The sequence below is a fragment of the Flexivirga lutea genome (assembly GCF_054778955.1).
Genome location: NZ_BAAGZB010000002.1, coordinates 672732 through 685718 on the forward strand (window position 1 = coordinate 672732; position 12987 = coordinate 685718).

General features: G+C 71.1%; 8 protein-coding genes. 2 read left to right on the forward strand and 6 right to left on the reverse strand.

Translation table 11 applies throughout. The features are described 5' to 3' along the window. Nucleotides 1-44: 44 nt before the first annotated feature. A complete protein-coding gene (locus ACYVBN_RS09575; RefSeq protein ID WP_460600301.1) occupies nt 45-1112 on the reverse strand; it encodes an ABC transporter permease in 1068 nt (355 codons plus the stop codon). A gap of 178 nt (nt 1113-1290) precedes the next feature. On the opposite strand from ACYVBN_RS09575, the gene ACYVBN_RS09580 reads away from it, so the two are divergent. Beyond that, nucleotides 1291-2529: a sensor histidine kinase gene (locus ACYVBN_RS09580; protein ID WP_460600302.1), complete on the forward strand. Its 1239-nt coding sequence runs from the start codon at nt 1291-1293 to the stop codon at nt 2527-2529. Next, nucleotides 2526-3146: a transcriptional regulator gene (locus ACYVBN_RS09585; RefSeq protein ID WP_460600303.1), complete on the forward strand. Its 621-nt coding sequence runs from the start codon at nt 2526-2528 to the stop codon at nt 3144-3146. Before ACYVBN_RS09580 ends, ACYVBN_RS09585 begins: the two co-directional genes overlap by 4 nt. Before the next feature lie 6 nt (nt 3147-3152). Here ACYVBN_RS09585 and ACYVBN_RS09590 read toward each other — a convergent pair whose 3' ends face one another. From ACYVBN_RS09590 to recC, 5 genes are all read right to left on the reverse strand, one after another. Then, nucleotides 3153-3788 carry a hypothetical protein gene (locus ACYVBN_RS09590; RefSeq protein WP_440281056.1) on the reverse strand — a complete coding sequence of 212 codons (636 nt, stop codon included), beginning with the start codon at nt 3786-3788 and terminating at the stop codon, nt 3153-3155. 2 nt (nt 3789-3790) lie between these two features. After that, nucleotides 3791-4117, reverse strand: a complete 327-nt coding sequence (locus tag ACYVBN_RS09595) for a DUF2087 domain-containing protein (RefSeq protein ID WP_460600304.1) — start codon at nt 4115-4117, stop codon at nt 3791-3793. 211 nt (nt 4118-4328) lie between these two features. Continuing rightward, a complete protein-coding gene (gene recD, locus ACYVBN_RS09600; RefSeq protein WP_460600305.1) occupies nt 4329-6185 on the reverse strand; it encodes an exodeoxyribonuclease V subunit alpha in 1857 nt (618 codons plus the stop codon). Beyond that, the gene (locus ACYVBN_RS09605) at nt 6182-9583 is read right to left on the reverse strand and encodes an exodeoxyribonuclease V subunit beta (protein WP_460600306.1); all 3402 of its coding nucleotides are present in this window, start codon (nt 9581-9583) and stop codon (nt 6182-6184) included. The genes recD and ACYVBN_RS09605 overlap by 4 nt, the downstream gene beginning before the upstream one ends. Next, the gene (gene recC / locus ACYVBN_RS09610) at nt 9580-12960 is read right to left on the reverse strand and encodes an exodeoxyribonuclease V subunit gamma (protein WP_460600307.1); all 3381 of its coding nucleotides are present in this window, start codon (nt 12958-12960) and stop codon (nt 9580-9582) included. The genes ACYVBN_RS09605 and recC overlap by 4 nt, the downstream gene beginning before the upstream one ends. Between the last annotated feature and the right edge of the window lie 27 nt (nt 12961-12987).

The following is a 12987-nucleotide window of genomic DNA, read 5'->3' on the forward strand; positions in this document are numbered from 1 at the left end:
CGTGCAGTTCGAGGCTTGCGTCTCGGGGTGGGTGCTCCGGTGCGTCATCGGGAACCGGCCAGTGCGGTCATCGGGTCGACAGTCACCACACGGCGCAGCGCGGCGGTCGCCCCGAGCAGGCCGATGAGCACCATCAGGCCGAACGGCACGGCGATCGTGGCGACGTCGATGACCACCGGCACCTGGTTGCGGATCGCCAGGCCGACGCCGAGGGCTGCCACGGTGCCGACGCCGCCGCCGATGAGCAGCGTCAGCAACGCCTGACCGAGCGCGTCGCGCAGCAGGTAACGCGTCCGCGCGCCGATCGCCTTGAGCACCGCCAGGTCTCCCTCACGCTGCACGGTCCACACGGTGAAGAACGCGCCGATCACCAGCGCCGAGACCGCGATCAGCAGCAGCCGGATCATCGTCAGCGAGCCGTTCTCGGCCGAGTAGGACCCGATCGCGGACAACGAGTCGCTCTTGGACTCGGCCACCAGGCCGGTGGCGGCGTCGAACGCCTGGGCGTCATACGCCGGGGTCGTCCGCAGGGCGAGCACGCTGCCCTCGCCGCCGCCCGCACCCGCTGTATGGCGCCAGAGCGACCGCGGCACCCAGACGACCGGCACGTGACTGAAGGACGCGTCCGGCACGATCTGGCCGACCCGCAGCGAGGTGCCGTCGACCGTGATCGAGTCGCCGACCTGGACACCATGGCCCGACGCGATGTCGCTGCTGACCGCGGCGCTGTGGGCGCCGACCCCACGCGGCGCTACGGCGGCTCCCGGGTCGACACCGAAGAGGGTCGCCGGCGCGGGCGTCGAGCCGATGGTGATGCGGGTCGAGCTGATGCCGATCGGGTCGGCGGCGCGCACACCCGGCTGGCGGCGCGCCGCCCCGAGCGCGGTGGTGGTGATCCGGCTGGTCGACATCGACAGCGTCTCGCCGGAGACCGGTCGTTCCATCGCGATCCGGTCGGCGCGCAGCGAGGTGATCGCCGACGTGCTCTGCCGCCCCAGGCCCTCGGTGAGCCCGGACAGCAGCACCACCAGCAGTGTGATCAATGCGATCGCGGCGGCCATCAGCGCGAATCTCCCCTTGGCCCACCACAGATCCCGGATCGCCAGGAACACTTCGGCTTCTCCTTCGTGTCAACGTTTTTCGGTATGTCCCCAGCCAACGCCGGATCTGTGCAGCGCACATCGCACCAACGGTCGAATCGGTGATGTCCTTCGATGGAGGCGCGGGTCAACCGTTCGATGGATGACGGGAAGGCGCGCGACACGGCGGGGATCCATTAGCGTCAATCCGATGCTCCATCACCATGCGCAGGACCACGTCCCGACCTCCGGCACGTCGGTCATGCGCGCCCTGCAGCTGGCCATGCACGGGCTCTTCGTGCTGCTGCTCGTGATCGGCACCCTCCGCGGCGTCCAGGAGTCCGGCCGCCCGGGGCTGCTCGTCGCCGGTTGCGTGCTGGTCTTCGCCTGGTATGCCGCCGGATTGCTGCTCACGCAGGCTCGGTTCGGCGACCGGCGGGCGGTCGCCGGCCGGCTGTGGTTCCTGGTGCTCTTCGTCGGCTGGGCGGTGCTGGTCGCCGCGTCCGCGGAGCTGAGTTGGGTGGCGTTCGCGCTGTTCTTCCTCGCGTTGCACCTGCTGCCGCGGTGGATCGCGCTCGCCGCCGTCGTGGCGGGCGCGGTCGTGGTGATCGTGGCGCAGCTGCATCAGCCGGACACCGCGACGGTGCCCTCGATCCTGGGTCCGTCGCTGGGCGCGATCGTCGCGGTGGGCATCTCGTGGGTCTACGCGGCGTTGCGGGCGGAGAGCGAGCAACGCCGGCTGCTCAACGCCGAACTCGTGGCGGCGCAGGAGGATTTGGTGTCCACCCACGAGGCGCTGGCCGGCGCGCAGCGCGAGTCGGGTGTGCTGGCCGAGCGTGCTCGCCTCGCCCGCGACGTGCACGACACGGTCGCGCAGGGATTCTCCAGCATCCTGCTGCTGTCGCGCGCCGGCCTGACCGGTACGCACGACCGGCAGCAACTGGTCCACTTGCTCCGGCAGATCGAGGCGTCCGCGGCCACCGGGCTGGACGACGCGCGCACCGTCGTGCACGCCCTCACCCCCACGGATCTGGAGCGATCGCCGCTGTCGGCGGCCCTGCAGCGGCTGGTCGACCGCCAGGGCGGTGACCTCGACACGCGGCTGATCGTCGACGGCGCCGAACGCCCGCTGCCCACGGCGGTCGAAGCCGCGTTGTTGCGGATCGCGCAGGGCGCCTTGTCCAATGTCCGCCAGCACGCGCGGGCCGGACACGCAGTGATCGCGCTCGGTTTCGGTGCCGGAGCGACCGACGCCCTGACCCTGGACATCACCGACGACGGTGTCGGATTCGACACCACCGTTGACATCGTGCCCAGCGCCGCCGGTGGTTTCGGCCTGCGCGCCATACAGGAGCGGGCCCGGGAGGCCGGCGGGCGGGCGACGATCGAGTCGGCGCCCGGCGAGGGCACGAGCGTGCACGTGGAGCTGCCGACCGGTGGTGCGCGGTGACCAGAGTGCTGCTCGTCGACGACCACCCGGTGGTGCGCACCGGGCTGCGGATGCTGTTGAGCGCCGCGGGGATCGAGGTCGTCGCGGAGGGCGCGAACGGCAAGGACGCCGTCCGGCTGGTGCGCGAGTATGCCGTCGATGTCGTGCTGATGGACCTGCAGATGGGCACCGGCATGGACGGCGTCGCGGCCACCGAGCAGATCCTCGCCCGCTCCGACGCGCCTCGGGTGCTGATCCTGACAACATACGACACGGACCAGGACATCCTGCGGGCCGTCGAGGCGGGGGCGTCCGGCTATCTGTTGAAGGACGCGCCGCCCGACGACCTGGTCGAGGCGGTGCACCGCGCCGCGCGTGGTGAGACGGTGCTCGCTCCGGTAGTTGCCGACCGGTTGCTGGCGCGGCTGCGAAATCCGTTGCGAACGCTGAGCGCTCGTGAGTTGGAGGTGCTGCGCCAGGTGTCGCACGGCCGGTCCAACCGCGAGGTCGCCAAGGCGCTCTTCCTCAGCGAGGCGACCGTGAAGACCCATCTGGTGCACGTCTTCGAGAAACTCGGTGTGGACTCACGCACCGGGGCCGTGGCTCGCGCCCGCGAGCTCGGGCTGCTGCGGGACTGAGCACGATCACATCGCGTGGTGTCCCGGTGGCGTGGCGTCGACGTGCAGATCAACGATCCGACGGGCCCGCGGTCCCAGTTCGTCGTCGTCCAGGAGGCCGCGGACCAGGGGTGCGGACCCACCGACGCAGGTCCAGTCGTCATCCCAGAGCGTCGACACCAGCCAGGACCGGTCGGCGGGAAACATCAGATTCGGAAGGACACTGCCCCAGAACGAGCTCTTGTCCTCTCGCCGCCAGGACGCGGCCTCCGCAGGGCCCGCCTCGACGAGCACGTATCGCCAGTCGGCATACAGCGTCACCGTCGGCGCATCGGGGAAGACGATGTCGTCGGCGCCGGTGTCGAGATACCCGAGCCACCACGGCTGGTCGTCCGTGCGTGCTCGCAGTAGAGCGAGCAGAGCTCGGTCGTGACGTGCGCGCGCCTCGCCACGCGCTCCGTCGTCATCCCATTCATGGTCGTCCTGGGCGCCACTGCCCGGAAGTTCTACGGTGGCGTAATCGCTGAACACCGGCGGGATCGCGGCCGTGATCGTGGTGGAGGGTGGCGTGCCGCCGCGAATCCATTCGACATCGGCGGCGATGCCGATCCGCGCTCGGCGGCCACTCTTCATGCGGATGACCCGGGTCTCGTGGGCACCCACGGTCAGGGTTCCGTTCGCACGTGGGCAGGGCCGGATTCGCTGCCTTCTTGCTGGGCTCGTTCGTAACTCAGTCCGTCCGGCGTCCGGCGAAGGAGTCCTGCGTCGACCAGGGCACGCCGCAGAGTGGCCACGTCGTCATACATCGCCCGGAGCTCGTTGTTGACCTCCGTCTCGGACATCATTGTGCCAGCAGGGAATTGGTCCGCCACCGCGGCATACAGCAGTCGGGCCACGGACGGCTTGCACGGGATCCTGCTCAGTCGTCCGCCCCGGACGAAGTTCGCCAATCTCGGCTCGCGTGCCACGATCCGTTCGTTTGATGTCGTCATGTGCCGAGTACAGCACGATCCGTCGCGCGCGTGGCACCACATGATCCAGCAAGGCTGCATTCGCTCCTCTGGCACCGCTGGTTGCGCTCGGTCTCGATACACCTCCTCCGCTGCGCTCCCCCGGCACTCGACCAGCGCTGGTGAGCACTCCGCGGGGCCTCGAGACGCTCGTGCCTCGCTCCTCGGCCACCGATGGTTGTGCGACCCGTCGCTAGTCGCTGAGTCGGCGCCGCAGACCGGTGGCGCGGCGGATCTGTGCACCGACCGCCGCCCGGATCGTCTGCTCCCTGCCGACGATGGTGACGTGGTGCTGAGCACGGGTGACCGCCGTGTAGAGCAGTTCCCTTGTCAGCAAAGCGGATTCGTCATCCGGCAGGAGCACGGTGACGCTGCCGGCCTCGCTGCCCTGGCTCTTGTGGATCGTCATCGCATGCATGGTCTCGACGTCGGACAGGCGGCTCGCTGCGATCGGTATCGGCCCCGCCGCGGTGCCGATCCAGGCCGTGGACGGGCCGTCACCGGTCATCGCCACTCCGCTGTCGCCGTTGTGGACCCCGAGCGCATAGTCGTTGCGGGTGATCAGGATCGGACGCCCGGCATACATCGGCTCCCACATCGGGTCACCGGTCGACTCCGAAAGCCATTGATCGACAAGGTGATTCCACCACCGGATGCCGCGCGGTCCACTGCGCTGCGCGCACAACAGCCGGTGCTCACCCAGCACGGACAACGCGCCTGCACTGTCGCCCGCAACGGCACACTCGCGCAGCCGCAGCGCGTGCTGCAGCAGGCGGCCGCGCAGCACCGGCACCGGGTCGTCGTCCTCGATCCACTCCACCGCCTCCCCGCCAAGACGAAGCACGGTCAGCACCGCGTCGGCGTCACCGGCGCGCACCGCCGCGGCGAGCGAGCCGATCTCGGCGTCGAACCGGTGCGACGTGCTCAGCCGGCACACGGTGCCCGGCGCGAGTTGCTGATAGCCGTCGACGAGATCCGCCATCACGGCGCCGGCGTCGACCGACGCCAGCTGATCGGCGTCGCCGACCAGCACCAGTCGGCTGGTCGATCGCGTCGCACGAAGCAGTCGCGACATCATCGTCAGCGCCACCATCGAGGTCTCGTCGACGACGATCAGATCATGAGGCAGCCGGTTGGTCTCGTGGAAGCGGATCTTGCTGCTACTGCGCGAATTCCAACCCAGCAATCGGTGCAACGTCAGCGCGTCGAGGTCACGGATCCGTGCCGCGTCGGCCGGTGCCAGCTGCGCCGCCGCCTGTGCGACCGACTCCTTCAGCCGAGCCGCAGCCTTGCCGGTCGGCGCGGCCAGCGCGATGCGCATCGGCCGGGACCGGCCGCTCGCCTCCCACTGCTCGGCGACCAGCACCAGGAGACGGGCGACGGTCGAGGTCTTGCCGGTGCCCGGGCCGCCGGTCAGCACCGTGGTCCACTGCCGCACCGCGCGGTCGGCAGCGGCACGCTGTTCGGCATACGGCGTCCCGTCGAACAGCCGGTCCAGGCCGGTCGCCAGCCGCTCGGTGTCGACCACCGGCGGTTGCTGCACGGCCCGCTCGCGCAGGATCTCGGCGACACGGACCTCCTCCTGGTGGTAGCGATCCAGGTAAACCAGGCCGAACTCGACACGCAACACCCCGGATCGCAGCAGCGCGCTGTGTTGCACCGCGGCCAGCCAGCTGCCGGCGTCGGTGGGCCAGAGGTCCGTCAGCTCACCCGCTGGGGTCGCACTTGGTCTCGATACACCTCCTCCGCTTCGCTCCCCCGGCACTCGACCAGCGTGCGTCGGCTCGACCGCGTCCGGCCCATCCGTCACGGGATCGGCGAGAGTGGCCGGATCCATGGCATCACGCAGATCGAGACAGATCGACCCGCGGCGCACCGCCCGCACAGCCAGCGCGAGCGCCAACAACACCGAAGAATCGGTCTCCCCCGCAACGTCTCCCAGCTGTTGCGCCACATGCACGTCGGCCGGCGTGAGGATGCCCGCACGGTTGGCCACGCCCAGGACACCACCACTTCGCCGCGCGATGCGGACGTCGTCGTCCACCGTCATCGGCCACCACCTTCGCCGTCGAGCAGATCGGACAGCTCCAGAACGAGTGCGGTCGGCGGCCGCCACGAGAACACACCCGTGGGATTGCCTTCCACCACAGGGCTGTCGGAGCCGGCCATGCCGCGCAGATAGAGGTAGAGCACACCGCCGAGGTGGCGTTCGGGGTCATAGTCCGGCAGCCGCCACCGCAGATAGCGGTGCAGCGTCGCGGCATACAACAGCGCCTGCAGCGGGTAGTCCGAATGCCCCATCGCGGCGGCGAGCGGCTCGGGTCCGTAGGCGCCCAGCAGCAGCGGCTCGTCGGCCGGACCGAGCCAGTTGGTCTTGTAGTCGGCGACCAGGTAGCGCTCACCCACACGCAGCACCACGTCGATCGACCCGGTGAGGTAGCCGCGCAGCACCTGCCCACCCAGCAGCTCGGTGTCCAGCAGGTCGGCGTAGGGCAGCAACGGGTCCCCGGCCGTCAGATGCCGACGGAGTATGGCGCCCAGCTGGCCCAGCCGCACACGCTCGGGCCTCTCCGACGCGCCCAGTGGCACCTCGAAATCGAGCTCGGCCAGCTTGTTACGGCCGACCGAACGCAACGTGACACCGTCGGCGAGCGGCCCCAGCGGTGTGTCGTAGACCGCCACGAGCGCGTCGACCAGCTGCCGGACATCCACGTCGACCGGCCAGCGGACGAGTTGCTCGTGCACCCGCTCGGTGAGCTCCACGGCGAGGTCGGCAACCGTCGGATCGGCGGTCTCCAGGACGGCGTGGACCAACGACCCGAAGGTGGCTCCGACCGGGAGGGACGCCATCAGTGACCGGCGATGGAGGGGGTCGTCGAGAGCATGCTGGCCCCGATCGATCTCCTCCGCGGCGCTCCCCCGGCACTCGACCGTCCGCTCCGTCACCCGGACAGCGTGCTGCGCGTCCGGCAGGCGCTCGTCGTCCTTGACGACGACGTCGACCTCGGTGGTCACGCCTTCCACGGCCGAGACCTGCTCCAGGACACGACTCAACGCCGAGTAGGAGGTGCGGCGCCAGTCCTCGTCGATGACGCGGGTGAACTTGCGGATCGCGAGATCCGTTGCCCCGGCGTCAGATCCGACCCGGTCGGCTCCGGCGCGCGTCACCTGCTCCCAGTGCGGACCACCGGCGTCGGCCCAGCGTTCCAGCAGCGCACGGGCCTGCGAGTCGCTGCGCTGCCCGCGGGAGTCCGCGATCGCACCGTCCGGGCCCGCCGCGGCCGGGTCGCGGTCGATCAGCATCCGATGGATCGCCGAGTCCGGAGCGTTGTTGGACGGCCCCCACCAGGCGACGACCTGCGACTTGGCACGCGTGAGGGCGACATACAGCAGCCGCAGCGACTCGCCGGCGTCCTCCTGACGGGCCAGGGCCGCCGTCTGCTTGTCCGGGGTGCCCACGTGGAGGGAGCGCCGGGGCGGTTGGCCCGGCGCGTGGAACAGTGGATTGTCCTCGTCGTTGACCCACCGGTCGGCGACGAACGGCAGGTAGACAATGGGGAATTCGAGGCCCTTGCTGCCGTGGACGGTGAGCAGCTGCACTGCTTGTGCGTCACTGTCCAGTCGTCGCGCGCGGGCATCGCCGGAGGCGGGCCGGTCCTGCTCGGCCTGCTCCTGCAGCCACGCCAGGAGCGCGGGCAGGCCGCTGACTCGCTCCATCGAGACCGCGTGCAGTGCCTCGGCGATGTGACGCAGATCGGTCAGCTGCCGCTCGCCACCGATCTCGGCCAGCACCCGAGCCGGCAGTCCATCGATGTTGCATGTCTCGAAAACCGCTGCGATGCCTCGGTGTTGGTAGACGGACGCCAACCAACGCAGCCGGTCGGTGACCTGCTCGGTGATCGTCTCACCACCGGCGTCGAGCTCGACCGCCGTCGCGCCGATGAACGGAGTCAGCGCGGCTGCCCGGACCCGGGCCGACCGGTGCGGCTGGTCCATCGCCTCCAGCAGGATCCGCCACGCGTCAGCGGCCGGCGTGCGGAAGACGCTGCCGGCGCCGCTGAGCACGGCCGGGACACCGACGTCGCGCAGCAGCTGCTGCATCAGCGCCAGGTGGTCGTTGCGGCTGGCCAGCACCGCGATGTCGCTGGGCCGGACCGGCCGGGCGTGACCGCCATCCGTATAGGTCGCAACGGAATTGAGCAGCCGGGCGACGTCGTGGGCGGCGTCCTGCGCTGCCCGGTCGCGGTATGCCGCGGCGCGGATCGCGCCGTCCTTGAGCACCTGCGAGCTGTGGACCTGGTCGGCGCCGAGCAGTCGCAGACGGAACGGCGCAGGCTCGGGGGCGCCGGCGAGCCGGCTGTCCGGGTGGCTGGCGACGACGGGGTGCACCAGGATGTCGGGGTCACCGAGCGCGGCGCCGCCCAGGAAGCGCCCCAGCGCGGAAACCAGCGGTGCGTCCGAGCGCCAGTTGGTGCCGAGGGTGCGGCGCACACCCGCGGTGCGCGCCGCCTGCAGGTAGGTGGTGACGTCGCCACCCCGGAAGGCGTAGATCGCCTGTTTGGGGTCACCGATCAGGACCATCGTGGCGTGACCGCGGAACGCCCGGTCGAACACCTCCCACTGCACCGGGTCGGTGTCCTGGAATTCGTCGATCAGCACGACCTTCCATTGCCGGCGCAGTCGTTCGCGGGCGGGGCCCTGCGGATCACGCAGCGCGTCGGCCACCTGGGAGAGCAGATCGTCGTAGGTGAGCAGTCCGAGGCGGCGCTTGCGTCGTGCCAGCTCGGCCCGCACCGCCTGCGCGAAGCCGACCTTGCGAGCCTGCGCGGACTGCAGCGGCGGGTCGGTCGGCACCAGCTGTGCGCTGGGGTCGCCGGCGACGCGCCGGGCGATGCGCCGTGCCTCGGCCAGGTCGAACTCCGGCGCCGTCTCCTGCCCGGCGAAGCCGCGCAGGTAGAGGTCGTCGACGACCTCCATCAGCAGGTCGTCAACATCCTCGACGAGCGTCGCACCCGCGTCGGTGTCGCCGGCGATGCCGAGCCCGCGCAGCACTTGGTGACAGAACTGGTGGATGGTCGCGATGGTGGCTTCGTCGAACCCCGCCAGCGCGTCGCGCACCCGGCGCGCGCGGGCCGCCCGCTCGGCCGGCGCCACCTCGATGAGGGCACGGAGCAGCGGGTCCGGCGGAGCGGCGTGCGGGTCGTCGAGCGCCTCGGCCGCGGCGACCAGTTGCTCGCGGACCCGCTCCCGCAGCTCCCGCGAGGCGGCGCGTCCGAAGGTCACCACCAACAGTTCGTCGAGGGTGTGTGCGCCCTCCGCGACGTAGCGGGTGACCAGGGCCGCGATGGTCCAGGTCTTGCCGGTGCCGGCACTCGCCTCGAGCACGGTCGTCCCCGTCGGCAGCGGGCCGTGTATGTCGAAGGGCTCGTCGGCCCTTGAGGGATTCATCCGTGAGCCGCCTGGTGTTGCAGCATCGGGGCCCAGACGCGCAGCGCGTATTGACCGAGCCGGCTGGTCGCGGCGTTCCAGGACTCGTCGTCGACCGGGCGTTCGGCGAGCAGTTCGTCGAAGGTGCGGATGCCGCCGTACAGCAGTCGCTGGGCCGGCTTCTCCGCGTCACCGGGGATGCGCGAGTCGCGGAAACCGCTGCTGTCCCACTTCCGGCGGGCGGCTTCGGCGGCGTAACGGTCGTTGCCGGGGCGTTGCAGCAGCTTCTCGGCATACGCGAACGACGTGTCGAGCGGCAGCGGGATCGCATCGCAGCTGCCACGGTCGTAGACGTCGATCAGTTCGGCGAGGAGACCGGCGGCAGTGTCCTGGTCGAGCCCGCCGGCCAGGTAGTAGCCGGCCCGGCGGTTGCGGCCGCCGCGCAGCCAGCCGGCGGCCACGGCCTGCCAGGGACGCTCGGGTGCCCCGGCGGCGAGCGCGAGCAATGTCAACCACGACTGGAGGCGTTGTTTGGCCCGCAGGGTGGAGAACGTCAGCGCCAGGTGCACGTCACCGCGCATGTCGCCGACGGTGCCGGTCAGCCGCCGACCGTCGGGCAGGCGCACGTCCAGGTCGATGCTGGTGACCTCGCGTGAGAGCAGCGGCACCACCGGGCCACGCAGTGCCTTGACCCCGTCGATGGCCTTGTCGAGCACGCCGGCCCCCAGCGCTCCCGGCGGTATGGCGCCCCGCAGCCGCTCCCTCCGGGCGATGTCCTGCGGGGCGGTGCCGACCAGCGACTCCTGCAGCGCGCGATCACCGATCTGCCAGGACTGCAGGCCGTCCAGGGTGATCGGCATGGCGTCGCCGGCACTCTGCTGCTCGTAGGGCAGTGCGATGTCCAGCCGCCGGCGGACGAAGTGCGCGGCCGGGTCGGCGAAGAAGTGGATCAGATCGGCGAGCGTGACGTCGTCGGGGGGCGGTGCGGGCAGCGGTGCCACCACCAGGCGCGGCTCGCTCGGTCGCTGGTGCTGCGCCGCGCGGGCGCCGACGAGCGCGGTGCGGTCGAAACTGAACGGGCCGCTGGTGTCCAGCGCGCCGGGGACCAGGTTGCGGGCGTCGAAGGGCTGCAAGGGATGCCACACGATGACGTCGCGCCCGGCCGGCCAGGCGGCGCAGCGGCGCGCGGCATCGATGAGCTCACCGAGGGGTGCGGCCGGCGGACGCTCGGCGCCGGTGTGCTCCCCGGCACCGGTGTAGGTGACGACCAGATGGTCGGTGGCCGACAGCACGGCGTCCAGCAGCAGCTGGCGGTCCTCGCTGCGCAGGTCCCGCTCGCCGGTGAGCGGCGACCTGGCCAGCACGTCGTCGCCGTCGATGCCGCCCGTGCGCGGGAAGACCCCGTCGTCCAGACCGAGCAGGCAGATCACCCGGTGCGGGACCGACCGCATCGGCAGCATGGTGCAGACCGTGATGGTGCCGGTCCGGAAGTTGGCGCGGGTGGCGCGGCCCTCCAGCCGCGCACGCAGCAGCTCACGCACGTCACTCACCCGCAGGTCGGTGCCGCCACCGGCCATGCTGCGCACGACCTCCAGCTCCCGATCGAATTGAGCCTGCTGCCAGATGGTTTCGCGTGAAACCGCGCCCAGACCGGAGACGCCGTCGGCGAGCGCGCGCATCCAGTCGTCGGCACTGCGCGCGTCCTGGAGCGCGCCGATCGCGGCGTCGATGCGGTCGATCAGCTCGGCGAACCGGCCGATCAAATCGATGTCACCGCTCTCGACGTCGTCGACCGGCAGCACCTCACCGAGTGCGGCACCGGCCCTCGCGCTCATCGTGACGCCGAGCAGCAGCCGCCGCAGACCGAACCGCCAGGTGTTCTGCGGGATGTCCTGCAGCGCGAACCGGCGCCGGTGGTCTCGGTCCATCCCCCACCGGATCTCCGCCTCGGCGATCCAGTCGGCGATGCGCTCCAGGTCTTCCTCGTCCAGATCGAAGCGGCGGCGCACCGGCTCACGGGCGATGAGCGCGCGGAAGTCGCTCACTCGCAGTCTTCCGACCGCGAAATCGACCAGGTCCGAGGCGATCTCGAACAACGGGTTGACCCGCGCCAGCGACCGGTCGGCCAGTTTGACCCGCAACGTGTGCGCGGGATGCCCGGCGGTGGTGGCACCACCGGGACGGTCGCCGAGACCGAACGCCGCCTGCACCAGCGGTGCATAGCTCTCGATGTCGGGGCACATCACCAGGATGTCGCGCGGCTCGAGCGTCGGGTCGTCCTGCAGCAGCCCGGTGAGCACTTCACGGAGCACCTCGACCTGCCGGGCCGCGCCGTGGCAGGCGTGCACCTGGATCGACCGGTCGTCGGCGGACACCGGTCTGGCGGCGCGAATCTGCGGTGTCACCAACGCATTGCGATGGATGTCGTGCTGCAACCAGCTCAGCACCGTCGAGGGCTCGGCCGGCGGTGCACCCGATCGGCTGTCGTCGCGTGCCGGCGGCAGTCCGCGCTGCAGCTCGCGGGCGTCGCGGCCGAGCGATGCCAGCAGGGGGTGATGCACCAGCTCGGCACTGTCGTCGCCGGCGCGCGGCACCGCCCCGGACGGCAGGGCGCGGGCCGCCTCCCACAGTGCATCGGACGGCTGCGGCAGCCACAGGTGCACGTCACGGTGTATGGCGAGGGCCTCCAGCAGCTCCAGCTCGGTGACCGGCATCCGCGTGTGCCCGAAGAGCGAGATGCGTGGCGGCAGAGCGGCGTTCGGCGCCGGGTCGACACCGTCGCGCAACTGCTGGACGGTGCGCGTGTGACGGGCGGCAGGTGCCGGCTCGGGCACCGCATCGACCAGCAGTCGCCACAGCTGCGCCTGCCAGAGCAGGTCGTCGTCGAGTGCCGCGCCCGTGCCGTCGGTGCACCGGCCCGCACCCCAGTCGGTGAGCAGGCCCGGTCGTTGGGCGGCATACGAGGTGAAGAGGCCGGCGAGGCGTCGAGCGACGGCGTATCGCCGGCCGGCCTTGTGCCCGTCGGGGTCGTCCGACCCGTGGCCGAGGTGCTCGGCGAGGGTGCGGCACCAGGGCTCGTCGAGGCGGGCGTCGATCTGCTCCAGCAGCGGCCAGACCAACCGGTCGGGGTGCCATGGGTCGTCCCGCTCGCGCCCGGTCAGCAGCGCGACCAGCGAGTGCGGCGCGACGAACCGTACCCCGGCGCAGATCCCGTCGCCGCCCCGCGGCCCCGCTCCGAGCCGGTGGGACAGCGACTGCGCCAGCCAGCGCTCCACACCGCGGGTCGGCACGATGACCAGCTCCTGCACGAACGGATCGTCGAGCGGGTCGGTCAACAGCTGCGCCAGCCCCTCGGCGAGCACGTCGGTGCGCTCGGCGCGGTGCAGGATCAACGTCACGGGCCCGACCCTATGACGCGGCACCGA

Coding starts and splice junctions, on each gene's coding strand:
- ACYVBN_RS09580 (WP_460600302.1), top strand. CDS start 1,291: ATGCTCCATCACCATGCGCAGGACCACGTCCCGACCTCCGGCACGTCG.
- ACYVBN_RS09595 (WP_460600304.1), bottom strand. CDS start 4,117: ATGACGACATCAAACGAACGGATCGTGGCACGCGAGCCGAGATTGGCG.
- recD (WP_460600305.1), bottom strand. CDS start 6,185: ATGACGGTGGACGACGACGTCCGCATCGCGCGGCGAAGTGGTGGTGTC.
- ACYVBN_RS09605 (WP_460600306.1), bottom strand. CDS start 9,583: ATGAATCCCTCAAGGGCCGACGAGCCCTTCGACATACACGGCCCGCTG.